This window comes from Caballeronia sp. LZ028 (assembly GCF_031451415.1).
In the GTDB taxonomy this organism is placed as follows: domain Bacteria; phylum Pseudomonadota; class Gammaproteobacteria; order Burkholderiales; family Burkholderiaceae; genus Caballeronia; species Caballeronia zhejiangensis.
In genome coordinates this window covers 388,776-413,563 of the sequence record NZ_JARUXN010000002.1, presented here as the reverse complement: position 1 = coordinate 413,563, position 24,788 = coordinate 388,776, and the positions used below count along the sequence as shown (strand labels likewise).

Genomic DNA, 24,788 nt, shown 5'->3' with positions numbered 1-24,788 from the left:
GCGACGCCTCAAAACGCATGACTTATATCGTCGCGAGGCACGCATTCAACGCCATCAGTCATTTTTGCCTTGTTTAAATTTTCTCGACACTTCGCTGTTTCTTGTTTCAACCAACACACGACAGGACTGACATCATGATCGATTTCGAGCCGAAGTACATCACGTTCGACTGCTACGGCACGCTGACGAAATTCCGCATGGCCGACATGACCCGCGAGATGTACGCAGACCGCCTGCAGGGCGACGACCTCGAACAATTCGTCAAGTTCTTCGCGGGCTATCGCCGCGACGAAGTGCTCGGCGCGTGGAAGCCGTATCGCGACGTGATCGTCAATTCGGTGCGCCGCGCGTGCGAGCGCATGAACGTCGAATTCAACGAAGCCGAAGCCGAAAAATACTACCTCGCCGTGCCGACGTGGGGCCCGCATCCGGATGTACCGGAAGGTCTCTCGCGTCTCGCGAAGAAGTACAAGCTCGTGATTCTGTCGAACGCATCGGACGATCAGATTCAGAGCAACGTCGACAAGCTCGGCGCGCCGTTTCATCGCGTGTTCACGGCGCAGCAGGCGCAGTCGTACAAGCCGCGCATGCAGGGCTTCGAGTACATGTTCGATCAATTGAACTGCAATCCGGAAGACGTGCTGCATGTGTCGTCGAGCCTGCGCTACGACCTGATGACCGCGCACGACATGGGCATCAAGCACAAGGCGTTCGTGAAGCGCGGCCACGAGCCGGGCACGCCGTACTACGAGTATTACGAAGTGGACACCATCGGCGATCTCGCCGGTCAACTCGGTCTGTAATCGAAGCCACTTCACGCGAGCAATGCCGATGAAACTCGACTCCTACTGGCTCGATACCGCGCCTTCGATCATCTCGACGTGCGAAGGCCCGGCGGATGGCCAGGCCGATGTCGCCGTGATCGGCGGCGGGTTCACCGGTTTGTCGGCGGCGCTCGCGTTGGCGAAGCGCGGCGCGTCGGTCGTCGTGCTCGATGCCGGGCGCATGGGCGGCGGCGCGTCGGGACGCAACGGCGGTCAATGCAATACGGGCGTCGCGCAGGATTATGCGGCGCTGCGCTCGCAACTCGGCGTGGAGCGCGCGCAAGGCTGTTATCGCGCGTATGCGGCGGCGGTGAGCACGGTCGAACGTTTGATCCGCGAAGAAGACATCGATTGCGACTATCTCGCGTCGGGCAAGCTGAAGCTCGCCGCGAAGCCGCATCATCTCGAACATATCGCGACGACCGCCGAGTTGATCCGGCGCGAAGTCGATCCGGATATCGATGTGCTCGATCGCGAGCAGGTCCGCAATGAAGTGCAGTCCGATGCCTTTCACGGCGGGCTGTTGCAACGTCACGGCGGACAGATGCATATGGGCAAGTTCGCCGTCGGCCTCGCGAATGCAGCGGCGAGGCAAGGCGCGCGTCTCTATGAGCACGCTGAAGTCACGGCGATCGCGAAGGAAGGCGGCGCCTATCGAATCGATTCGAAGCGCGGCACGTTGCGCGCAAGGCAAGTGCTGATCGCGACAGGGCCTTCGAAGCATGGACCGTTCGCGTGGTATCGGCGCAGGCTTGCACCGGTCGGCTCGTTCATCATCGTGACGGAGCCGCTGCCAGCGGAACAACTGAAGCAACTGTTGCCGCAGCGCCGCTCGTACACGACGAGCCGCCTGATGCACAACTATTTTCGCGTGACGCCCGATTCACGTTTGCTGCTCGGCGGCCGCGCGCGCTTCACCGCGTCGGAACGTCCATCGGACGCGAAGAGCGGACGCATCCTGCAGGCGAATCTCGCAGCTATTTTCCCGAGTCTCGCCAGTGCGCGCATCGACTATTGCTGGGGCGGTCTCGTCGATATCACCGCGGATCGCCTGCCACGCGCGGGCCAGCACGATGGCATCTATTTCTCGATGGGCTACAGCGGCCACGGCACGCAGATGTCGACGCACATGGGCCAGATCATGGCCGACGTGATGAACGGCAACGCCGATGCGAACCCGTGGCGCGATTTCGACTGGCCCGCGATTCCGGGCCATACGGGCAAGCCGTGGTTCCTGCCGCTCGTCGGCGCGTATTACTCGATCAAAGACGTTTTCTATTGAAGCATCGAAAGCAAAGACAGACGGCCTTCATCCAATAACCAAGCCGTCGAACATTCACAGTCCCTATCGCGGAGAAGTTCATGAGCATCGACAAATCGCCTGAAGCACTCGTTCACGCCGATGCCGGCAAACGCCTGGAAGAACTGACGCGCCGTGGCGCGTCCCGGCGCAATGTCCTTCGCGCGATGGCCGCGGGCGGACTCATGTCAATGACGGGCGCGGGTCTGCTCACCGCGAGCGGCGCGGCTTTCGCGCAGGACAAGCCGAAGCAGGGCGGACGCATTCGCGTGGCGACGCAGTCGTCGTCAGCCGCCGATACGCTCGATCCGGCGAAGGGCGCGCTCGGCACGGACTACGCGCGCGGCTTCATGTTCTACAGCGGCCTGACCGAACTCGACAATCATCTCGGCGCGAAGATGGCGCTCGCCGAATCGCTCGAAACGAAAGACGCGACCGTGTGGGTCGTGAAGCTGCGCAGCGGCGTGCAGTTCCACGATGGCAAATCGCTCGCGCCGCAGGACGTCATCTATTCGCTGATGCGCCATAAGGATCCGGCGGTCGGCTCGAAGGCGAAGACGCTCGCCGATCAGTTCAAGGAAATCAAGGCGACCGGCCCGAACGAGCTCACGATCACGCTGACGGGCGCGAACGCGGACCTGCCCGTGATTCTCGCGGACTCGCACTTCCTCATCATCAAGGATGGCACGACGGACTTCAAGACGGCGGTCGGCACGGGCCCGTTCAAGCTGAAGGAGTTCTCGCCGGGCGTGCGTACCGTCGGCGTGCGCAACGAGAAGTACTGGAAGCCGGGCATGCCGCATCTGGACGAAGTGGAGCTGATCGGCATCGCGGACGAACCCGCGCGCGTGAACGCGCTGATGTCCGGCGACGTGCAGCTCATCAATGCAGTGAGCGCGCGCTCGACCGAGCGGATCAAGGGCACGCCGGGCTTCGCGGTGCTGGAAACGAAGACGGGCCAGTACACCGATCTCATCATGCGCGACGATGGCGGCATCACCGGCAATGCGGATTTCCGCCGCGGCATGATGTACCTGATGGATCGCGAGCAGATGCGCAAGACGATCTTCCGCGGCTATGGCGCGATCGGCAACGATCAGCCTATCGATCCGAGCAACAAGTACTACATGTCGGGTCTGCCGCAACGCGGCTTCGATCCGGACAAGGCGAAGTTCCACTTCCAGAAGGCGAAGCTGGGCAGCACGCCGATCCAACTGTACGCATCGCCGGCGGCGGAAGGTTCCGTGGAGATGGCCGTACTGATGCAGCAGGTCGCGCCGCAAGCGGGCATCAATCTGCAAGTGACGCGCGTGCCGGCGGATGGTTACTGGTCGAATCACTGGATGAAGCATCCGCTCGGCTTCGGCAACATCAACGCGCGCCCGAGTGCGGACGTGATCTTCACGCAGTTCTTCAAATCCGATGCGCCGTGGAACGAAGCGAACTGGAAGAGCCCGCAGTTCGACCAGATGCTCGTCGCCGCGCGTGGCGAACCGGACGATGCGAAGCGCAAGAAGATTTACGGCGACATGCAGGAGCTCGTGCATACGGACGGCGGCATCGGCATTCCGATGTTCCAGAGTTCGCTCGACGCGCATACGACGAAGCTGAAGGGCTTGGGCGGCATTCCGCTCGCGGGCCTGATGGGCTGGATGTTCGCGGAGAACGTGTGGCTCGAGGCATGAGCATGCTTTGAAGCGGGATGTGCGCCATCTTCCGATGGCGCGCGCAGTCAAACCTTCAACGAGAGAGAGGCGTTTATCCGATGAAAGCTCATGCGCAACGACTCGTCGCCGCGCGCCTCGGCCTCGCGCTGCTCACGCTGCTGATCGTGTCGATGGTGGTGTTCGGCATCACCGGTCTCTTGCCGGGCGATGCCGCGCAACAGGCGCTCGGTCAGGCGGCGACGCCCGAACAGGTGGCCGCGCTGCGGCATCAGTTCGGCCTCGATCAGCCTGCCGTCACGCGTTATCTGCAATGGCTTCTGCATGTGGTGACGGGCAACTTCGGCACGTCGCTGTCGAACAATCTGCCGGTCAGTGAACTCATCTCGACGCGTCTGCCGAATTCGCTCGTGCTCGCGGGGTTGACCGCGCTGGTCTCGGTGCCGATCGCGTTGTTCATCGGCATTCTCTCGGCGATGTATCGCGGCTCGCTCGTCGATCGCGTGCTCAACGTGCTCACGCTTTCGACGGTGGCGGTGCCCGAGTTTCTCGTCGCGACCATCGCGGTGCTGATCTTCGCGGTGAAGCTGCGCTGGCTGCCGGCGTTGTCGTATCTGTCGGATGTATCGTCGTTCGGCGCGCTCGTGCGGACCTATGCGATGCCAGTGATGACGCTCTGCTGCGTGATCGTCGCGCAGATGGCGCGCATGACGCGCGCGGCGGTGCTCGATCAGCTCAACGCTTCGTATGTGGAGATGGCGGTGCTGAAAGGCGCCTCGCCCATGCGCGTCGTGTTGCGGCATGTGTTGCCGAACACCATCGGGCCGATTGCAAATGCGGTTGCGCTCTCGCTCTCGTATCTGTTCGGCGGCGTGGTGATCGTCGAATCGATCTTCAACTATCCCGGTCTTGCGAGCCTCATGGTCGACGCCGTCACCAATCGCGACATGCCGCTCGTGCAGGGCTGCGTGATGGTGTTCTGCGCGGCTTATCTCGCGCTCGTGCTCATCGCCGATCTGGCTCAGATCGTCTCCAACCCGAGGCTGCGTCAACGATGAATCGGAACGTCACTTCTCACGCCACGACCGTGCTATACGATCAGCCGCCCGCCGATGCCCCGCAGGAGCAAGCGCCCGTCGTCGTCAGGCGCGGCCTCATGAGCCGCCTCGTCAACCGCTTTTCGGTGCTGGGTCTCATCGGTCTGTTCATCGTCGTGTTCTGGCTCGTGATCGCGTTCGTCGGGCCGGTTGTCGCGCCTTATAAAGGCGGCGCGTTCACATCGACGGAAGTGTTCGGCTCGTATAGTGCGGCACATCTGCTCGGCACCGACTATCTCGGCCGCGACATGCTGAGCCGCATTCTTTACGGCACGCAGTACACGGTCGGCCTCGCGCTCGCCGCGACGGTGGCCGCGAGCGTCATCGGCACGTTCTTCGGTCTCGTGGCCGCCGTGTCGGGACGCTGGGTCGATGAAGTGCTGAGCCGCCTGTTCGATGCGCTCATTTCGATCCCGAGCAAGATTCTTGCGCTCGTCGTGATTGCCGCATTCGGCTCGTCCATTCCGATGCTGATGATGGTCGCCGCACTCGCCTATATCCCCGGTGCCTTCCGCATCTCGCGCTCCCTCGCGGTGAACATCATGACGCTCGAATACGTGCAGGTCGCGAAGGCGCGCGGCGAGAAGCTCTTCTATATCGCACGCGTCGAAGTGCTGCCCAACATGATTCACCCGATGCTCGCGGACTTCGGCCTGCGCTTCGTGTTCATCGTGCTGCTGCTTTCGGGCCTGAGCTTTCTCGGTCTCGGCGTGCAGCCGCCGAACGCGGACTGGGGCTCGCTCGTGCGCGAGAACATCGGCGGGCTGGCGGAAGGCGCGCCCGCGGTGCTGATGCCGGCAGTCGCGATCGCGACGCTGACTGTAGGCGTGAATCTGCTCATCGACAGTTTGCGTCGTCATGGCGCGCGTTCGCATGGAGGCGGCCAATGACATCGAACACAGGCACGAACATGATCGAAGTGAAAGGCTTGCGCGTCGTTGCTGGCGCGGCGCCGGATCCCGTCGTCGAGATCGTGAAGGGCGTCGACTTCACGGTGAAGAAGGGCGAAGTGCTCGCGCTGATCGGCGAGTCGGGCTCGGGCAAGACGACCATCGCGCTCGCGCTGCTCGGTCATGCGCGCGGTGGTTGTTCTATCGCGGGCGGCTCGGTGAAGATCGGCGATACCGATGTGTTGTCGCTCGACGCGAAGGGCCGTCGCGCATTGCGTTCGCGCACCGTCGCGTATGTCGCGCAGAGCGCATCGGCGGGCTTCAATCCGGCGCGCACGATCATGGATCAAGTCACGGAACCCGCGCTGCTGCACAAACTCATGACGCCCGCTGTCGCGCGTGAGAAAGCGATCAGCCTGTTTCGTTCGCTCGCGTTGCCGAATCCCGAGACCATCGGCGATCGTTATCCGCATCAGGTGTCGGGCGGCCAGTTGCAGCGCTTGATGGCGGCAATGGCGCTGATCACCGATCCCGCCGTCGTCGTGTTCGATGAACCGACCACCGCGCTCGACGTGACCACGCAGATCGAAGTGCTCGCCGCATTCAAGGGCGTGGTGCGCGAGCTGGGCACGACGGCCGTGTATGTGTCGCACGATCTCGCGGTCGTCGCGCAGATGGCGGATCGCATCGTCGTGTTGAACGGTGGACGCGTGCGCGAGAACGGCGCGACCGCGCAAGTGCTCGACGCGCCGGCCGACGAGTACACGCGCCAGTTGCTCGCGGCAACGCGCCGTCCCGAAGTGGAACGCGCAACGCCCGACGATGCGCGCAAAGTCCCGCTGCTCGAAATCCGCAATCTGAGCGCGGGCTATGGACGCATCGATGCGAACGGCGTGCCCGCCGTGCGCGTGCTCGATGATGTGAGCCTGAAGATCGCGCGCGGCAGCACGCTTGGCGTGATCGGCGAATCGGGCTCGGGAAAGACGACGCTCGCGCGCGTGATCGCGGGTCTCGTCGATCGCGCGCACGGCGACGTGCTGCTCGACGGCAAGTCGTTGCCAGCGAAACTATCGGAACGCACGCTGGATCAATATCGTCGCGTACAGATCGTGTTTCAGAACGCCGATACCGCGTTGAACCCGAGCCGCACCATTGCCGATATTCTCGCGCGGCCCATGAACTTTTATCACGGTCTGCGTGGCGCGGCCGCGCAAAAGCGCATGCTGGAGCTGCTCGATCTCGTGAAGCTGCCTGCATCGATCGCGAAGCGTCAGCCGGGCGGCCTGTCGGGAGGGCAGAAGCAGCGTGTGAATCTTGCGCGCGCGCTCGCGGCGAATCCCGAGCTCATTCTCTGCGATGAAGTGACGTCCGCGCTCGATACGGTCGTCGGCGCGGCGATTCTCGATCTGCTCGCCGAGCTGCGTCGCGAACTGAATGTGTCGTACATGTTCATCAGCCACGACATCTCGACCGTGCGCGCCATCTGCGATGAAGTCATCGTGCTGTATGCGGGCCAGTGCGTCGAAGCGGGCCAGCGCGATGCGCTTTCGCATCCGCCGTATCACCCTTATACGGGCTTGCTCGTCGATTCGGTTCCTGCGTTGCGTCCCGGCTGGCTCGATTCGCGTCGTGCGATGGCGCTCGGCGCATTGCCCGCGCTCGGTCCGGAAAGCGATGCGCCCGAGTTGTGCAGCTTCCGTTCGCGCTGTGCGGCGCGCATCGACGGCAAGTGCAACGTGACGCCGCCCGCGAAGAAGACTTTGCCTTCGGGCGCGCACATCCTGTGTCATCACAGCGCCGACGATCTCGCCCGCATGCAGTCGATGGAAACGGTGACGGCATGAGCGGACGCTTCGTGAGAGTCGCCGAGAAAGGACGCAGGACGTTCGAGATCGTCATCGACGGCAAGCGCGCGCTCGCAGCCGAAGGCGACACGCTGATGGTCGCGCTGCTCACATCGCAGGAAGCATTGCGCGACTCCGAGTTCGGCGATGGCCGCCGCGCGGGCTTCTGCGTAATGGGCGCATGCCAGGACTGCTGGGTGTGGACCGCTAACGGCGAGCGCGTGCGCGCGTGCACGACGCAGGCGGCCGAAGGCATGTCGATCGTCACGCGTCTTGCAGAAGCGCAGGAGGGCGTATGGCCGCGACTGTGATCGTGATCGGCGCAGGACCGGCGGGCGTGCGTGCGGCGCAGGCGCTCGTCGAAGCGGGCTTGCGTCCCGTCGTTATCGATGAAGGCAGACGCGACGGCGGGCAGATCTATCGTCGTCAGCCGGAAGGATTCAAGCGCACGTACGAGACCTTGTACGGTACGGAAGCAACGCGCGCGCGTGCATTGCACGATGCGTTCGATGCGTTGCGCCCGAAGATCGACTACGTGCCCGATACGCTCGTCTGGAACATCGAGCCGAATGCACTGCACACGGTGAGCGGCACGCGTCATCGCAAGCTCGCGTTCGATGCGCTCATCATTTGCAGCGGCGCGACCGATCGGCTGATGCCCGTTCCCGGCTGGCATCACGCGGGCGCGTATAGCCTCGGCGGCGCGCAGGTCGCGCTCAAATCGCAGGGCTGCGCGATCGGTTCGCGCGTCGTGATGATGGGCACCGGTCCGTTGCTCTATCTCGTCGCCGCGCAATACGTGAAGGCGGGCGCGACAGTAAGTGCGGTGCTCGATACATCGACGTTCGCGCAGCGTCTGCGCGCGTTGCCGCAACTGCTCGCGATTCCATCGGCGTTAAGGAAGGGCGTTGCGTTGATGCGCGTGCTGAAAGATGCGCGCGTGCCGGTTCATCGCGGCATCACGCCGGTCGAGATTCGAGGCACGCCCGAGCATGGCGTGCAAGGCGTGCGCGTCAGGCAAGCCGATGGCGCGATGCTGCAAGTCGGATGCGATGCCGTCGCGCTCGGCTATCACTTGCGCCCTGAAACACAGCTCGCCGATCTCGCGGGCTGCGAGTTCCGCTTCGATCAGGCGTTGCAACAGTGGCTTCCCATCGCCGATGTGGATGGCCGCAGCAACGTGAAAGGCACCTATCTTGCCGGCGATGGCGCGCGCGTGCGCGGCGCGGATGCCGCCGAGCGCGCGGGACGTCTTGCGGCGCTCGCGGCGTTGAAGGACATCGGCATGACGTGCAGCGAAGACGAAGCCAACAAGTTGCGCTTGCAACTAAATCGCTTCACGCGTTTTGCTTCCGGCTTGCGCGCCGCGTTTCCGTGGCCCGCGCGCTTTGCCGCCGCCTTGCCGGATGAAACCATCGTGTGCCGATGTGAAGCGATAACGGCAGGCGACCTGAGGCGCGTCGTGAACGACATGGGCGCAAAGGAAGCGAATCGCGCGAAGGCTTTTTCGCGCGTCGGCATGGGCCGATGCCAGGGCCGCTTCTGCGCACATGCGGGCGCGGAAGTCATTGCAGCCGAAGCACGCGTGCCGCTGGAAGCGGTCGGCCGCTTGCGCGGGCAAGCACCGGTGAAACCTCTGCCCATGGCGCTCGCGCCGCACAAGGATCTGGAGACCAGCGAATGAACGAGCGCGCCGATGTGATCGTGATCGGCGGGGGCATCGTCGGCACGACGACCGCTTTCTTTTTGCGCCGTCGCAAGCGTTCCGTGATCCTGCTCGAACGCGGCTTGACCGGACAACAGGCGAGCGGCGTGAACTTCGGCGGCGTGCGTCGCCAAGGCCGCGCGCTGGAGCAACTCGCAATGTCGAATCGCGCGCTGCAAACGTGGCGGCGTTCCCGCGAACTGCTCGGCGAAGATGTCGAGTTCTTGCCATCGGGGCATACCCGCGTGTGCTATCACGCGCATGACGCGGAATACTTTCATCGCTATGCCGCCGATGCGCGCGCTTACGACCTCGATCTCGAAGTGCTCGAAGGCGCGGCCATGTTCAAGCGCTTTCCTTTTCTGGGCCGCGACGTGATCGCCGCATCCATCTCGCCGCTCGACGGCCACGCGAATCCGCGTCTTGCCGCGCCCGCGTTCGGGCGTGCTGCCGCGCGGCTCGGCGCGCGCGTCGTCGAGAACACGGAAGTGGTGCGCGTAGAAAAGGAAGCGGGCGGCTTTCGCGTGGAAAGCGCGGCGGGCGATGTGTATCGGGCGGAGCAAGTGCTGATTTGCGCGGGCGCGTGGGCCAATACGCTATCGACGCAATTCGGCGAACCCGTGCCGCTCGTCGCGCGCGGCCCGCAAATGGCGGTGACCGAACCCGTGCCTTACGTGTTCAAGGCTTCGATGGGCGTGTACACGTCGATCAAGGAAGAGAGCGTTTATTTCCGGCAAGTGGAGCGGGGCAATATCGTGCTCGGGGGCGGACCGCCCGGACCCGCGGACGCAGACACGCGACGCGCTTCCGTCCTGCCCGAGAACACCGTCGCGCAACTGGCGCAGTTCCGCCGCATGGTGCCCGCGATGCGCCCGCTGCATGTGATTCGCGTGTGGAGCGGTGTGGAAAGCTATCTGCCGGATTCGGAGCCGGTGATCGGTCCGAGTTCGAAGGCCGATGGCCTGTTCTACGCGTTCGGCTTCAGCGGATCGGGCTTTCAGATCGGACCGGGCGTGGGCGAGACGCTTGCCGAATTGCTCGATGCGGGCAGCACGCCGATCGATCTTTCTTCGTTTTCCATCAGACGATTTCAGCGCGCTTCGTCGACGCACGCGCAATCGCTTACTTCCGAGACTTCGCCATGAGCCAAGCCAATCTGGTCGACGCGCTCGCCTACATCGAAGCCAATTTCGACAAGACCGTGAGCCTCGCGCAACTCGCGGATCTTTCGGCGCTGAGCGTGTCGCGCTTCGCGACCGTGTTTCGCGAGCAATTCGGACTTTCGCCGTACAAGTACCTGTGCGAGTTGCGCGTGCGGCGCGCGCAGACGTTATTGCTCGCGGGCGTGCCAGGATCGGTCGTCGCGACGGAAGTGGGCTTCTTCGATCAGAGTCATCTGGCGCGGCATTTCAAGCGCCTGTGCGGCATGACGCCGAGCGCGTTCGTCGAGCGCGCGCGCAGAAAAGCGCGCTCAGCCGAGCTCGATGCCGGTCTGGGCAAGCGCGTCACGCAAGCCCAGCCGCGGGTATTTGCTTTCGACGGAGCGCATGTCGCTTAGCGCTTCCTGGATGATCCATTCGCGCACGCTGGCGACGATGGGCCGCATCGACTTGTTCGGCGGCGTGAGCAGACAGCAACGCCGGCTCGTGACCACCAGTTCTTCTTCGGCGGGCACGAGCGCGCCTTGCGCGAGCCAGTGCGACGTCACGTTGAGCCATCCGAGCGCGATGCCTTGTCCGAGCAACGCCGCCTGCACGACGATCGCGTAATCGTTGAAACGCAACATGCCCGCTGCATGGCGCTCCTTTGAAGCGAACGCATGAAAACGCTCGTGCCAGCCGCGTTCTTCATCGTCCATCACGATGACGGTATCGCCATGCGCGCGCGCCGCATCGGTCTCTGCGAGTTCGTGATAACGCGGATTGCAAAGCGGCAAGAGCATCTCGGGCATCACGAGCACCGCGTGCTCGTCGATCTCTTCGTCGTGAACAAAGCGCATGCCGAGATCGACATCGACGAGCGGCCCGCCGATGCGCCCCGATATCAATTGAAACCGCAGATCGACCGATGGAAACGCCTGATTCAGACGGCTCATGCGCGGCATGAGCCAATGCGTGGTGAAGCCGGTCGATACGGAAAGCGTGACGGTCTCGATGCCCGTCGCGCGCGCCTCGATTTCGCGGATCGCACTTTCGATGCCGCTGAAGCCTTCGGAAATCTTGCGATAAAGAATCTCGCCGCTCTCCGTGAGTTCGATGCCGCCGCGCACGCGCTCGAAAAGCCGCACGCCGATATGGTCCTCCATGCGCGCGAGCATGCGGCTCACCGCGGGCTGACTCACATAAAGCTCCTGCGCGGCGCGCGTGAAATTACCGCAGCGCGCGGCCGCTTCGAATACGAAAAGCGCATTGGCGCTCGGCAGTTTCTTGCGAAGGTTTGGCATGACTTCATGTTATGCCCGATCCAACAATTTTGGAATTGCCGTCAAAAACATCGCGACTTAGTATTTTCCCAACCCCTCTATTTCCGACGAGACGAACGACATGGACGCACGCGCTAAAACGGGAGTGTCGATCAGGTCCGCGACGAAGCGCTATGGCGCGGTGACGGCGCTCGATGACGTATCGCTCGATATCGCGCCGGGCGAATTCGTCTCGCTGCTCGGGCCTTCTGGCTCGGGCAAGACGACGCTGCTCGGCATTCTCGGCGGCTTCGTGCAGCCGAGCTCGGGCAGCGTGTGGGTCGGCGAGCGTGACATTACATTTGCGCCACCGCACAAGCGCGATATCGGCATCGTGTTTCAGAACTACGCGCTCTTTCCGCACATGACGGTAGGCGAGAACGTCGCGTTCTCGCTGCGTGCGCGGCGCGAGCCGAAATCGACATGGGCGAAGCGCGTCGCCGAAGCACTCGCCATGGTCGAACTCAAAGGTTATGAAAGCCGCAGCATCCATCAGCTTTCAGGCGGACAGAAGCAACGCGTGGCGCTTGCCCGCGCAATGGTGTTTCAACCGCAACTCATTCTGATGGACGAGCCGTTGTCCGCGCTCGACAAGCAACTGCGCGAGACCATGCAAATCGAATTGCGCAGGCTGCATCGGCAGCTCGGGGCGACCATCGTCAACGTGACGCACGACCAGCGCGAAGCACTCACGATGAGCGATCGCGTCGCCGTGTTGAAGGACGGCAGGCTCGTGCAGATCGACACACCCGAGCGCCTGTACGACCGTCCTTGCGATGCGTTCGTCGCGAGCTTCATCGGCGAAGCGACGATGCTCGATGTCACGCGCGCCGGCGACGATGCCGTGCGTCTCGGCGATACGATTCTGCGCACCGCGCATCCATTGCCGCGCGGCGAGAAGCTATTGCTCGCGGTGCAAACGGAAAAGCTCGTCATCGACGGCGAGAACCGTCATGCGGATGCGAACCGTCTTTCATGCCGCGTGACCGAAGTGCTCTATCAAGGTGAGAGCCTGCGCGTGTTCGCCGCGCTCGCCGACGGCACGGCGATCAGTCTTCGGCAACCCGGCAGCCACGACGCGCGCAAGCGCATCCCCGAGCCGGGCGCATCGATGACGGTCGCGCTCGATCCGCAAGACACGATCGTCGTGTCGGCCTGATTTCTTCTCACCGCCTGTGCACGGGCGATTTCGACTGCAAACGTAGATACGCAACCCGAAAAGGATGACGCAATGAATCTCACCGATTTCAAGGTCCTGACCTTCGATGTCGTCGGCACGCTGATCAACTTCGAAAAAGGCGTGCTCGATTCCGTGCGCCGGCTGGGCGGAGCGAAGGCAAAGGACCTGACCGACGATCAGATCTTCGAGCCGTACATGGAAGGGCGCGCGAAGTATCCGGGCAGATCGAGTCATGAAATGGCGAACGTGTATCTGCATCTCGCGAGCAAACTCGGCTTGCCCGACGATGCGCAATCCGCCGCGGCATTCCAGCGCGATGTGCTCGAATGGCCCGCATTCGAAGACTCGGTCGCGGCATTGAAGCGTCTGCGCAAGCACTTTCGTCTTGTCGCGATGACCAACGCGGATCGCGTTGCGTTGTCGGCCTATGCTCACACGCTCGGCAATCCGTTCGACGATACCGTCTGCTGCGATGAGACCGGCGTCGCCAAACCCGATCCGCAATTCTTTGCCTATAACCGTGGACGTCAGGCGGCGTTCGGCTATAAGTTCGAAGAGATCCTGCATACGGCGCAGAGCCAGTATCACGACATCGGCATCGCAACGAAGCTCGGTTATTCGACATGCTGGATCGAGCGGCGCCAGGGCATGAAGGGCTTCGGCGCGACACCCGTGCCCGAGAGCGTGACGACGCCGACGTGGAAGTTCGCGACGCTCGCCGCGCTCGCGGATGCCGTCGACGACGAACTCCGCGCCGCCGCCTGACCATGCGCGCCCCGACGACACCGCTGCGCCCGCAACCGGACTCGTTGTGGCGGGCGATAGCCGCGCCGATGAGCACCGGCGCACCGCTTGCACGCGATATCGATGTCGAAGTGGCGATCATCGGCGCCGGCTATTCGGGCTTGAGCGCCGCCTATGCGCTGCAAAAGCGCGGCGTCGAATGCGCGGTGCTCGATGCGAATCCGATCGGCTGGGGCGCAAGCGGACGCAATGGCGGCGTGGTGTCGTCGAAGTTTCGTCTCTCGTTTCCGACGATCGCGAGCACGCATGGCATCGATGTCGCGAAGCGCATGCATCGGCTCGCGCACGATGGCGTGCGCACCGTCGAGGCGTTCGTCGACGAGTTCAAGCTCGAACGCGCGCGCTTCGAACATATGGGCAGCCTGCGTTGCGCGCATACGGAACGTGCGCTCGCATCGATATGCGCCGAGGCGGACTGGATTCGCACGACGCTCAACGATACGTCCATGAGCGTGCAATCTCGTGCTGAAGTCGAACATGAGACAGGCTCGAAGGGCTTCGTCGGCGGCGTGTTGAGCGCGGACGCGGGCACGATCCTGCCGCTCGAATACGTGCGCGGCATCGCGGCCGGTCTGAACGCGCGCGGCGTGCCGATCTACGAAGCGACGCCTGTCATCGACATGTCGCGCGAACAGGACGGCCGCGTGCTGTTGACGGCGCCCGGCGGCACGGTGCGCGCGAAGCAGGTCATCGTCGCGACGAACGCCTATTCGAATCTGACCGAGGCAACCGCTTCATATCATCGCGAGCTCGTGCCGTTCAGAAGCGCGATGATCGCGACCGCGCCCTTATCTCCGGAACTCGATGCGCAGTTGATGGTGAACCGCCGCAGCTACACCGAAACGCGCCGCATGATGAAGTGGTTCCGCAAGGTCGATGGCCGCATGTTGTTCGGCGGCCGCGACGCGTTCGGCAAGGAAGGCGAGCCGACCGGCTTCGATGCGCTGCAACGCGCGATGGTCGCGCTCTTTCCGCAATTGAAGGACGTGCCGGTGGAATTTCGCTGGTCGGGTTATGTCGGGATGACCTTCAACGCATTGCCGCACGTGGGCCGCAGCGACGATGCGACCACGTTCTGTCTCGGCTATAACGGCGCGGGTGTCGCGATGGCGAGCCTGATCGGTCAGCATGCCGCTGCGCTTGCGCTCGGTGAGAAGCCCGAACTCGCGCTGCTCGCGCAAGACGGCTTGCGGCCCGTACCGTTTCATGCGTTGCGCGCGCCGGGTGTGCGGCTCGTCGCTGCGTGGTATCAGTTCCTCGATGCAGTAGGTGCATGATGACGACAGCCAAACGGATTCTCCAGGACCCCGCCGTGATGCAACCCGCGACGATCGATCCATCGGTGCGGCATCAGCGACGCGAAGACCGCGCGATGCTGCTGTTGATGGCGCCCGCGCTGTTCGTGGTCGTCGTATTGCTCGTCGTGCCGCTCGCGTGGCTGTCGTGGCAATCGTTCTATCACGACGGCGTGTTCTCGCTCGTCAATTACAAGCGTGTCTTTACCGGTGCCTATCTCGACACCTTTCTGCTGACGTTCAAGCTCAGTTTCATCGTGACGGCGATTACGCTGCTGCTCGGCTATCCTGTCGCGTATTTCGCGGCATCGATATCGCCGCGATGGAGCGCGCTCGTGCTCGGCATGGTGATTCTTCCGTTCTGGACGAGCGTGCTCGTGCGAACGTATGCGTGGCTCGTGCTCTTGCAACGCACCGGTCTCATCAACAAGGCGCTGCTCGGCATGGGTCTGATCGAGCGCCCCTTGCAGCTTTCGTATAACCAGTTCGGCACGATCATCGCGATGGTGCATATCCTGTTGCCGTTCATGGTGCTGCCGCTCTACTCCGCGATGCAGAAGATTCCGCCGAATCTCTCGCAAGCAGGTGCGAGTCTCGGCGGTTCGCCGCTGCATGTGTTCTTGCGCGTGTTTCTGCCGCTGTCCATGAGCGGCGTGCTCGCGGGCGTCACGCTCGTCTTCGTGCTGTGCCTCGGCTTCTATATCACGCCCGAGCTGATGGGCGGCGGCAAGTCGATGATGGTCTCGATGATCGTGAGCCGCAACGTCGAGATCTACAACAGTTGGGGCGCGGCAAGCTCGGTGAGCGTGGTGCTGCTTATTTGCGTGTGCGCGATCTTCTATTGCGTGAGCCGCGTGATTCCGCTCGAAAAGACACTGGGGGCGAAATGAATACCTTATCGTTCGGCCGCGTGACGCTCGGTGCATCGGTGATGCTGATTCTCGCGTTTCTGATGATTCCCGTGGTCATCGTCGTGCCGCTGTCTTTCTCGGATGCGCGTTTCCTCACGTTTCCGCCGCCTGCGTATTCGTTGCGCTGGTATCACGCGTTCTTCGATAATCCCGCGTGGATCGATGCGGCGAAGACCACCTTTGCGGCCTCGACGTGCGCGGCCTTGATCGCGACGCCGGTCGGCATCGCGGCGGCATACGGCATCCAGTATGGATCGCACTGGTCGTTGCGCTATCTGCGCACCTTGCTGATGCTGCCGCTGATGGTGCCGATCATCATCGTTGCAGTGGGCGTGTTCTTCGTCTTCACGCAGATGGGTTATGTGAACACGCTTGGCGGTCTCATCATCGCGGATACGATGCTCGGCCTGCCGTATGTGCTCATTTCCGTCGGCGCGGACTTGCGCACGTTCGATCGCACGCAGGAGATGGTCGCGCGCAGTCTCGGCATGAATCGCTTTCGCGCGTTCATGGCGGTGACGTTGCCGCAGATCAAGGCGAGCGTGATCTCGGGTGCCGTGTTCGTGTTCATTCAGGCGCTCGATGAAACCGTCGTTGCGCTCTTCATTTCGGGCGGCAACAATCAGACGCTCACGCGCCGCATGTTCGTCACGCTGCGCGATGAAATCGATCCGACCATCGCCGCCATCAGCACGATGCTGACGGCGTTGACCTTGTGTCTCGTGATGATCGTCGTCGTGAGCCGGCGATCTTCGGCTGCGGCGCGAGCCTGAATCTTTCACAACGAAAAACCATGCGACATCTACAGCAGTTCTATATCGACGGCGAATGGGTCGAACCGTACGGCGATACACGTTTGCCGGTCATCGATCCATCGACTGAAGAAGCGATCGGCGAGGTCGCGCTCGGCGATGCGCGCGATGTCGATCGCGCGGTCGCGGCGGCGCGGCGTGCGTTCTCATCGTTTTCACGGGCGAGCGTCGCAGAGCGCGTTGCGTTGCTCGAGCGTTTGCTCGAAGCGTATGTCGCGCGTTACGACGAGATGGCCGATGTCATCTCGCGCGAGATCGGCGCACCGGCGAAGCTCGCTCATGCGTGGCAGGCGGCGCTTGGCAAGCGTCATATCGAAGAGACGCTGCGCACGGTCGAACGCTTTCAATGGCAACGCAAGAAGGGCACGACGCTCATCAATCACGAGCCCGTGGGCGTGGCCGCGCTCATCACGCCGTGGAACTGGCCGATCAATCAGATTGTCTGCAAGGTCGCGCCTGCGCTCGCGGCGGGATGCACGGTGGTGTTGAAGCCGAGCGAAGTGTCGCCGATGAACGCCGTGCTTTTCGCCGAAATCATCGATGCGGCCGGCGTGCCCAAAGGCGTCTTCAATCTCGTCAATGGCGATGGTCCGACCGTCGGCGCGGCATTGAGCGCGCATCCGGATGTGGACATGGTGTCGTTCACCGGATCGACGCGCGCGGGCATCGAGATCGCGAAGCTGGCCGCGCCGACAGTGAAGCGCGTGCATCAGGAACTCGGCGGCAAGTCGGCGAACATCCTGCTGGACGATGCCGATTTCGAAGTAGCCGTCACGGCCGGCGTGAATTCGTGCTTCAGCAACAGCGGTCAATCCTGCAATGCGCCGACGCGAATGCTCGTGCCCGCATCGCGGCACGACGAAGTGGTGCAGATCGCGTTGCGCGCGGCGCAGAAGCAGCGCGTCGGCTCACCGAGCGATCCGGCGACGACGATGGGCCCCGTCGTCAGCGACGTGCAGTTCGAACGCGTGCAGCGGCTGATCGATGTCGGCATAGAAGAGGGCGCTGCACTGGTGACGGGCGGCGCGGGGCGTCCCGCTGGACTCGAACGCGGTTATTACGTGAAGCCGACCGTGTTCGCTAACGTGAATCCTTCGATGACCATCGCGCGCGAGGAAATCTTCGGCCCGGTGCTCGCGATCATGCCGTATCGCGATGAAGAAGAAGCGATCGCCATCGCGAACGACACGCCTTATGGCCTGGCGGCTTACGTGCAATCGCAGGATCAGGAGCGCGCGCGCCGCGTGGCGATGAGAATGCGCGCGGGCAGTGTCTACGTGAACTATCCGGCGTGGGATCCGGGCTCGCCGTTCGGCGGCTACAAGCAGTCGGGCAATGGGCGCGAATATGGCGAGTGGGGACTGGAAGCGTTTCTCGAAGTGAAGGGCATCGTGGGTTACGGCGCCTGAGTCACGGCGTGCGCGGCCGGTTCATGCTTGTCGAGGACCGTGCCGCGCAATGCATCCGCCACGCGCTCGGCGATCATGATCGTCGGCACGTTCGTATTCGCGCATGGAATCGACGGCATCAACGACGCGTCGCATACATGCAGACCTTCGATGCCATGCACCGCGCCGCGCGCATCGGTCACGGCCAGCGGATCGCTCGATGAACCCATGCGGCACGTTCCCGACGGATGCCATGTCCCGCCGACATGGCGCATGACGAACTCGGTCATCTTGCGATCGTCGGCGAGCAGTTCGTCGATCGTGATGCCTTGCGTCACGACGCCTTTGATCAACGCACCACGCAACGGCCCGGCGATATCGAGCAGCGCGCTCAACGCGCCGCGCTGGAGCGCATTCCATGTTCCCGGCACCGCCACCGCTGCAACGCGCGGTGAATAGCTCGACGGAAAGATCGCATCCATCGAAGCCGATGCAAGCGTTGCAGCGCCGAAACGCAGCGCGAGCTTGAGCCGTTCGAGATCGCGGGAATCGGAGAGCATCGCGAAGTCGACGTTGGGTTCATCGAATGCATTCGCCGATGCCAGCGTGACGCGTCCGCGCGAATAGGACTTGTTGACCCAGAAGAAGATCGTGCCCAGCCGATAACCCACCGAATGCCAGCCCGAACGCGACAGGATCGCGCCGTGCATGTCGCCTTGAACGGTGTCGGCCAGGCCGGATGAAAAGCGCACGATCGCCTGCTCGTGATGTTCATCCGGAAACGGCGTGCGTGCGGCGCGCGGCAAAAACGCGGAGACCGCTATCGAAGGATGTTCCATCAGATTGCGCCCGACGCCGGGACGATCGGCCACTACGTCGATGCCGAGCGCGGCGAGTTCATCGCCGGGGCCGATGCCGCTTCGCATCAGCAATGCGGGACTGTGAATCGCACCCGCCGATACGATCACGCGATGCGCGCGCAAGTCTTGACGCGTGCCGTCGGCGCGAACGATGCGCGCACCGATCGCGCGCTTGCCATCGAACAGAATGCATTCGACGACATCGCCGGTGCGTATCGTCAGATTGCTGCGAGCGCGCGCGGCATCGTCGAGATAGCAAACCGAGGTCGGTATGCGTTCTCCGTTCGCGCTGACCGCGATCGCACCGATGAACGTGCCGTCTTCCCAAGGTCCGTTCTGATCGTCGCGCAAGGCGTGGCCCCTATCGGCAAGCGAGGCGAGCACCGTGCGCACGAACGGCGAAATGCGCGGCCATGCCGTGCGTTGAATGCGTAACGGGCCATCGCTGCCGTGCAGCGGGCCGGTGACATCGCAATCGGTTTCCAGCTTGCGAAAGTAGGGCAGACACGCTTGCCAGTTCCAGCCATCGGCGCCGAGCGCTTCCCATTCATCGTAATCGGATGGAGAGCCGCGATTGGCCATTAACGCATTGATCGCCGAGCCGCCGCCGAGAAGCCGCGCCTGTTCATAGCGTCGCAGCGCCGCGGCGCGTTCGCTCATGCGCGCTTTCAATGCCTGCCAGATGTTGCGCGTGTCGAGATATGCGCGGCCCGGATAGCGGCTGCGGATGGCATCGGGCATCGTGCGCGCGGAGATGTCGCGGCCCGCTTCGACGAGACACACGGTCGCGCGCGCATCTTCGGAAAGGCGCGCGGCCAGCACGCAGCCGGCCGAGCCGCCGCCAAGAATCAGAAAGTCGAACACGTCGGCGTTATTGCATGAACTTGAGCCAGCGCGCCTTCGCCTGAATGCCGGACTCGGAAGCCCACCATTCTTCGGAAAGCAACGCCTGCTTCGCCGCATTCGCGGGCGCGCTCGGCAATTCGGATGCGCGCTTGTCGGTGATCTTGCCGGTCTTGAATGCAGCCGGATTGCCCGGACCGTAATCGATATAAAGCGGCAGATTCGCCTGCAATTCCGGCGATACGGCCGCGTTAAGGAAGCGCACGGCTTCGTTCATGTTCGGCGCGTTCTTGAGGATGCAAAGCTGCGTGTTCTGCAGAATTCCGTCGTTGAACGTGAAGGCGACATCCGGATTGTCCTTCATCACGGCGCTCGCGCGGCCGTTCCAGATCATCGTCATGTCGACTTCGCCGTCGTGCAGCAATTGCGCCGACTGTCCGCCCGAAGTCCACCACACCGTGACGTTCGGCTTGATCTCTTCGAGCTTCTTGAACGCGCGATCCACGTCGAGCGGATAGAGCTTGTCGCGCTGCACGCCGTCCGCGAGCAGTGCGGCTTCGAGCACCGTCATCGGATCGTTGCGCAGTGCGCGCGTGCCGGGGAAGTTCTTGACGTCCCAGAAGTCCTTCCAGCTTTGCGGCACTTTCTTCAGCGACTTCTTGTTATAGCCGATGACCGTCGAATAGAACTCGTACGCCACCGAATAGGGCGTGCGGTATTTTTCGGGAATGGCTGCGGCGTTGGGTAACTTCGAGAAGTCGAGCTTTTCGAGCAGCCCTTCGCGCCCGCCGCGCAAGCAGTTCGACGTGGGCGTATCGACGACGTCCCAGATCGGCTTGCCGGTTGAGCCTTGCGCCTTGATCTGCGGCCACGCATCCGGAATGCTGTCCTGGTTGATCGTGATGCCGAGCTCTTTCGCGGCGGGATCGAGAATCGCCTTGGTTTGCGCTTCCTGATACGCGCCGCCTTGCGATACGAACGTGATCTTGCCCGCTGCGAACGACGGCGCCGCGCTCGCGATGGAGAGCAGCAATGTCATGGCCAGCGGACGAACGGGAAAGTGCGGACAGCGGAATCTTGCAATCTTCATCACGGCGTTTTCCTCGACAAGATTGAAGCAGTGGACGTCCTGCAGATCGCGGTCCCGTCCGGCTTCGAGCGAAGACGAGGACGGCGCGCGGATGACTAAAAATATATTGAGTCAAATACGCGGGGGCAACGCCGGAATTGTTGGAGTGACCATGACCTGATGTTATGTCAGCGCAATGGCCACGTCCGATGCACGTTCAGAAGATCACGTAGACCTTGCGCATGGTTTCATCGACTTCCCATGTGCCTTCGGTGTTCGCCGCGAAGAAGAGCGTATCACCGCCGGTGAAGTGGATCGTGTCCTCGCCATCGGGCGTGAAGCGGCCACGGCCGGCCAGAAAATGCATGACCTCCGCTTCCTTCACCGAACGCCGGTACGTGCCCGGCGTGCATTCGAATACGCCCGTATCGATTGCTTCGCTGCCGGGAATCACTTTTTGCACGCCGGATATCTTTATTTCCTGCGTGCCGGGAAGTCCCGCCGTGCCCCAGTCTTCCAGTCCTTCGATTGCTATGCTCTGTTTGAGTTGCTGTACTTTCATTTGCTTTCTTGCCTCTTGATGGTTTTGGGTGATTGCCGGATCCCGTTATCGCGTCGGTCTATTAGCGTTGCCCCTGTGCGGGGCGGCAGTCACTTTCTTTGCCGTCGACCAGAGTTAGCGCTTTAGCGCTTACTCTGGTCCTTTCAAAGAAAGCAACCAAAGAAAGCAGCTTCCGATACGCCCGCGGTCACACGCAGTTTGGGTAGTCCTCTCGTCGTTCGTGGGCTGCCTCAAGAGTGCCCTCATAGGCCCCATCGGGCTTGGCTCGCGCACGGTCTGCCACATCGCACCACCCAACAAACTGGTTCAGCACCAAATAGCTCCGGCTCGCTTCGCGGCCGACCGGTCAATCGGGAATGCGCGTGCTTCTCTAAAAACGTCTCCATCTCGCCGCCTTCGCCGGACGTTGGTTTCCCTTGCATACCCGGCGGCAGCGCGTAGCGCTGTGCCGAAGGTCTTTCGTGCTGAACCAGCGCGCTCGAAGTTATTGGGCGGCGGACCGTGCGCGAGCCAAGCCCGGTTATTGTGATGAGGGCACTCTTTAGGCGAGTGCCATCGAGGACGAGAGAACTACCCAAATTGCGTGTGACCGCGGGCCTGAAAAGCTGCTTTCTTTGCTTACTTTCTTTGCAGCAGCAAAGAAAGTGAGTGCCGCCCCGCACAGGGGCAACGCTAATAGACCGACGCGAAAGCGGGATCCGGCGACTACTGGAAGGAAAGTGAGTGCCGCCCCGCACAGGGGCAGCGCTGATAGACCGACAAGTACACGGGATCCGGCGACCTCACATCACAACCGTAGAACAGTGCTTCAACGAGCCAAACCACCTGCAACTCGAATGCGCCGTTCGATCTTGCCGAGCCGCACGACCGTCACGCCCGGACGCAACTGCCGCAGCGACGGCATCACGAGCATGCAATCGTCATAGGGCGTTTCGACCGCAACGCCCTCCGCCCAGCCGATCACGCTGCCCGCTTTCGGAAACACTTCGAGCCCCGTGTAGGCATCGGCGAAACGGAAGTCCATGCTCCTGGCTACGACCGGTTCCGTCACACGGACAACGAGCATTTCCTGCGGCGATGGCTGAACCCATCCGACGGGCAAGTCTTCTTCGTCGATCACGCCGGATAGCAAAAGAAAGCGCGCGGTCACGTCGCGCGCGACGGTCACGGCATTCGCTTCCCAGTGCTGTCCGCATTCGATGAGCAACGCGTTCTTGTCGCTCGAAGGATCGCCGAAGCCTTCGTAATCGCGCATGCGCCGTCCTTCCGGGATGACCTTCGTCGCAGATCACGGTCGCAGGCGTGCCGAGCCTCGCCGACAAGTCGATGCCTTTATCGAGCGGTCCCGCGACGATCAACGGCTTGCTCTTCTCGTGCATCGAATGAAGATCGAGCAGAAGGTCCACCGTATCGATGACGGGCCGCATCGCGCGGGCGCGGCGCAGCTCGCTCGAATCGCGCGACATGTCATCGAGCGCTTGCGCGGTCCATACGCGATTGAAGTCCTGATCGACGAAGCGCGATGCATCGGGCTTGCTCGCATCGAAACGCGCGTAAGCATCGATGTTCGCGAACGCGAGCGTGAGCTTGCCGCGCCGCGGGCGCAGTTCGGCACGCAGCAAGGCATCGACGACGATCGCGCCGCACACTTCGTTGCCGTGCGTGAGCGCGTTGATCATCACATGCGGACCGTCGATGCCCGAATCGAACGTATGCACATACGGCACGCCCGCGTTGCCCGAGGCATGCGCGCCGATATCGGGGAACGCGATCTCGATCGGGTATGCGTTTGAATGCGCGTTCATTCGAGCCCGCCCTGGCAGAGATATTTGATCGAGAGGTAATCGTCGAGGCCGTACTTCGAGCCTTCGCGACCATAGCCCGATTCCTTGACGCCGCCGAACGGCGCGGCCTCGCTCGCAATCGCGCCTTCGTTGATGCCGACGAGTCCCGATTCGAGCAGACGCGATACGCGATCGATGCGCTTCAGGTTCTGGCTATAGAAATACGCTGCGAGGCCGAAAGGCGTGTCATTGGCGGCGCGGATCGCCTCGGCTTCGTCGTCGAAGCGAAACAGCGGCACGACCGGGCCGAAGGTTTCTTCGCAGCTCAACTGCATGTCGGACGTTGCATCGGCGAGCACGGTCGGCGCGTAATAGTTGGGGCCGAGTTCCGCGAGACGCTTGGCGCCCGTCAGCGCGCGTGCGCCGCGCTTCAACGCGTCGTTTACATGACGCTCGATCTTTTCGACCGCGCGCGCGTTGATCATCGGGCCGATCTGCGCATCGGAATCAGTTGCAGGCGCAACTTTCAATGCGGCGACGCGCTTCGCGAGCAGGTCAGCGAACTTGTCATACACGGACGACTGCACATAGACGCGATTCGGGCACACGCAAGTCTGTCCGCCATTGCGGAATTTCGATGCCATCAATCCGGTGACGGCGGCATCGAGATCGGCATCGTCGAATACGATGAAAGGCGCATTGCCGCCGAGTTCCAGCGACAGCTTCTTCAACGTGCCCGCCGATTCCCGCGCGAGATACTTGCCCACCGGCGTCGAGCCGGTGAAGGTGATCTTGCGCACGCGGCCATCTTCGAGCCAGTCGGCGACCGCGTCCTGCGCGTTTTCGCGCGATGCGCTGATGAGATTCAACGCGCCCGCCGGCACGCCCGCTTCATGGGCGAGCATCACGAGCGCGAGCGCCGTGAGCGGCGTATCTTCGGCCGGCTTGCCGACGACCGTGCAACCCGCCGCGAGCGCGGGCGCGATCTTGCGCGCAATCATCGCGAGCGGGAAATTCCACGGCGTGATCGCAGCGACGACGCCGACCGGTTCCTTCACCGCGCTCATGCGCTTGCCGCGTTGCTGCTGCGGAATGATGTCGCCGTAGATGCGCGTGGCTTCGTCCGCGAACCACGCGACGTAAGACGCGCCGTACATCACCTCGCCGCGGCCTTCCGCGAAGGGCTTGCCCTGTTCGAGCGAGATGAGACGTCCGAGCGCATCGGCATGCTCGACGATCAGCGCGTGCCAGCGATGCAGGACCGCGGCGCGATCTTTCGGCAGCGTATCGCGCCACGCGGGGAAGGCGCGCGCGGCGGCATCGGTGGCGGCGCGGGCATCGGCGGGGCCGCTGTCGGCCACTTGCGCGATGACGTCGCCCGTCGCGGGATCGGTGACGGCGAAGCGTCGGCCGCTTGCAGCGGCAACCCATTTGCCGTCGATGAAGTTATCGGCGCGAATCAGATCGCTCAGTTCATATCGTTGCGTCATGATGG

General features: G+C 62.8%; 21 protein-coding genes and 1 pseudogene. 16 read left to right on the top strand and 6 right to left on the bottom strand.

Annotation, left to right across the window (positions count from 1 at the left end; translation table 11 throughout):
• Nucleotides 1–134 precede the first annotated feature (134 nt).
• The 10 genes from QCE58_RS16115 to QCE58_RS16070 all read left to right on the top strand — a co-directional run bounded on the left by QCE58_RS16115 (nt 135) and on the right by QCE58_RS16070 (nt 10,882).
• Nucleotides 135–803: a haloacid dehalogenase type II gene (locus tag QCE58_RS16115; protein WP_008346995.1), complete on the top strand. Its 669-nt coding sequence runs from the start codon at nt 135–137 to the stop codon at nt 801–803.
• 28 nt (nt 804–831) lie between these two features.
• A complete protein-coding gene (locus QCE58_RS16110) occupies nt 832–2,106 on the top strand; it encodes an FAD-binding oxidoreductase (protein WP_250507801.1) in 1,275 nt (424 codons plus the stop codon).
• An 80-nt stretch (nt 2,107–2,186) separates the two neighbouring features.
• On the top strand, nt 2,187–3,809 hold the full coding sequence (locus QCE58_RS16105; RefSeq protein WP_008346991.1) for an ABC transporter substrate-binding protein: 1,623 nt from the start codon (nt 2,187–2,189) through the stop codon (nt 3,807–3,809).
• An 80-nt stretch (nt 3,810–3,889) separates the two neighbouring features.
• The gene (locus QCE58_RS16100) at nt 3,890–4,846 is read left to right on the top strand and encodes an ABC transporter permease (protein WP_008346990.1); all 957 of its coding nucleotides are present in this window, start codon (nt 3,890–3,892) and stop codon (nt 4,844–4,846) included.
• On the top strand, nt 4,843–5,775 hold the full coding sequence (locus tag QCE58_RS16095; protein WP_008346989.1) for an ABC transporter permease: 933 nt from the start codon (nt 4,843–4,845) through the stop codon (nt 5,773–5,775). The genes QCE58_RS16100 and QCE58_RS16095 overlap by 4 nt, the downstream gene beginning before the upstream one ends.
• Complete coding sequence (locus QCE58_RS16090) at nt 5,772–7,619, top strand: ABC transporter ATP-binding protein (protein ID WP_250458258.1); 1,848 nt, start codon at nt 5,772–5,774, stop codon at nt 7,617–7,619. Before QCE58_RS16095 ends, QCE58_RS16090 begins: the two co-directional genes overlap by 4 nt.
• Nucleotides 7,616–7,930 carry a (2Fe-2S)-binding protein gene (locus tag QCE58_RS16085; RefSeq protein ID WP_008346985.1) on the top strand — a complete coding sequence of 105 codons (315 nt, stop codon included), beginning with the start codon at nt 7,616–7,618 and terminating at the stop codon, nt 7,928–7,930. Before QCE58_RS16090 ends, QCE58_RS16085 begins: the two co-directional genes overlap by 4 nt.
• Nucleotides 7,915–9,303 carry an NAD(P)/FAD-dependent oxidoreductase gene (locus tag QCE58_RS16080; RefSeq protein ID WP_250522339.1) on the top strand — a complete coding sequence of 463 codons (1,389 nt, stop codon included), beginning with the start codon at nt 7,915–7,917 and terminating at the stop codon, nt 9,301–9,303. The genes QCE58_RS16085 and QCE58_RS16080 overlap by 16 nt, the downstream gene beginning before the upstream one ends.
• On the top strand, nt 9,300–10,469 hold the full coding sequence (locus QCE58_RS16075) for an FAD-binding oxidoreductase (RefSeq protein ID WP_250437411.1): 1,170 nt from the start codon (nt 9,300–9,302) through the stop codon (nt 10,467–10,469). The genes QCE58_RS16080 and QCE58_RS16075 overlap by 4 nt, the downstream gene beginning before the upstream one ends.
• A complete protein-coding gene (locus QCE58_RS16070; RefSeq protein ID WP_175981448.1) occupies nt 10,466–10,882 on the top strand; it encodes a helix-turn-helix domain-containing protein in 417 nt (138 codons plus the stop codon). The genes QCE58_RS16075 and QCE58_RS16070 overlap by 4 nt, the downstream gene beginning before the upstream one ends.
• Here QCE58_RS16070 and QCE58_RS16065 read toward each other — a convergent pair.
• Nucleotides 10,796–11,767 carry a LysR family transcriptional regulator gene (locus QCE58_RS16065; protein WP_008346980.1) on the bottom strand — a complete coding sequence of 324 codons (972 nt, stop codon included), beginning with the start codon at nt 11,765–11,767 and terminating at the stop codon, nt 10,796–10,798. The genes QCE58_RS16070 and QCE58_RS16065 overlap by 87 nt on opposite strands.
• A gap of 100 nt (nt 11,768–11,867) precedes the next feature.
• Here QCE58_RS16065 and QCE58_RS16060 point away from each other — a divergent pair, with 100 nt between their 5' ends.
• From QCE58_RS16060 to QCE58_RS16035, 6 genes are all read left to right on the top strand, one after another.
• A complete protein-coding gene (locus QCE58_RS16060; protein WP_008346979.1) occupies nt 11,868–12,944 on the top strand; it encodes an ABC transporter ATP-binding protein in 1,077 nt (358 codons plus the stop codon).
• A gap of 72 nt (nt 12,945–13,016) precedes the next feature.
• Nucleotides 13,017–13,730 carry an HAD-IA family hydrolase gene (locus tag QCE58_RS16055; protein WP_008346978.1) on the top strand — a complete coding sequence of 238 codons (714 nt, stop codon included), beginning with the start codon at nt 13,017–13,019 and terminating at the stop codon, nt 13,728–13,730.
• Between the two features lie 2 nt (nt 13,731–13,732).
• The gene (locus QCE58_RS16050) at nt 13,733–15,046 is read left to right on the top strand and encodes an FAD-binding oxidoreductase (RefSeq protein WP_250522338.1); all 1,314 of its coding nucleotides are present in this window, start codon (nt 13,733–13,735) and stop codon (nt 15,044–15,046) included.
• A complete protein-coding gene (locus tag QCE58_RS16045; protein WP_008346976.1) occupies nt 15,043–15,954 on the top strand; it encodes an ABC transporter permease in 912 nt (303 codons plus the stop codon). The genes QCE58_RS16050 and QCE58_RS16045 overlap by 4 nt, the downstream gene beginning before the upstream one ends.
• The gene (locus QCE58_RS16040; RefSeq protein ID WP_008346975.1) at nt 15,951–16,748 is read left to right on the top strand and encodes an ABC transporter permease; all 798 of its coding nucleotides are present in this window, start codon (nt 15,951–15,953) and stop codon (nt 16,746–16,748) included. The genes QCE58_RS16045 and QCE58_RS16040 overlap by 4 nt, the downstream gene beginning before the upstream one ends.
• A gap of 20 nt (nt 16,749–16,768) precedes the next feature.
• Complete coding sequence (locus tag QCE58_RS16035; RefSeq protein WP_250522337.1) at nt 16,769–18,196, top strand: aldehyde dehydrogenase family protein; 1,428 nt, start codon at nt 16,769–16,771, stop codon at nt 18,194–18,196.
• Here QCE58_RS16035 and QCE58_RS16030 read toward each other — a convergent pair.
• The 5 genes and pseudogenes from QCE58_RS16030 to QCE58_RS16010 all read right to left on the bottom strand — a co-directional run bounded on the left by QCE58_RS16030 (nt 18,184) and on the right by QCE58_RS16010 (nt 24,783).
• Complete coding sequence (locus QCE58_RS16030) at nt 18,184–19,899, bottom strand: GMC family oxidoreductase (RefSeq protein WP_250522336.1); 1,716 nt, start codon at nt 19,897–19,899, stop codon at nt 18,184–18,186. The genes QCE58_RS16035 and QCE58_RS16030 overlap by 13 nt on opposite strands.
• Nucleotides 19,900–19,906: 7 nt before the next feature.
• The gene (locus QCE58_RS16025; protein WP_008346971.1) at nt 19,907–20,968 is read right to left on the bottom strand and encodes an ABC transporter substrate-binding protein; all 1,062 of its coding nucleotides are present in this window, start codon (nt 20,966–20,968) and stop codon (nt 19,907–19,909) included.
• A gap of 196 nt (nt 20,969–21,164) precedes the next feature.
• Nucleotides 21,165–21,509: a cupin domain-containing protein gene (locus tag QCE58_RS16020; protein ID WP_008346969.1), complete on the bottom strand. Its 345-nt coding sequence runs from the start codon at nt 21,507–21,509 to the stop codon at nt 21,165–21,167.
• Between the two features lie 808 nt (nt 21,510–22,317).
• Nucleotides 22,318–23,314 (bottom strand): annotated as a pseudogene (locus QCE58_RS16015) (M14 family metallopeptidase).
• A complete protein-coding gene (locus tag QCE58_RS16010; RefSeq protein ID WP_008346965.1) occupies nt 23,311–24,783 on the bottom strand; it encodes an NAD-dependent succinate-semialdehyde dehydrogenase in 1,473 nt (490 codons plus the stop codon). Before QCE58_RS16010 ends, QCE58_RS16015 begins: the two are co-directional and overlap by 4 nt.
• Nucleotides 24,784–24,788 lie beyond the last annotated feature (5 nt).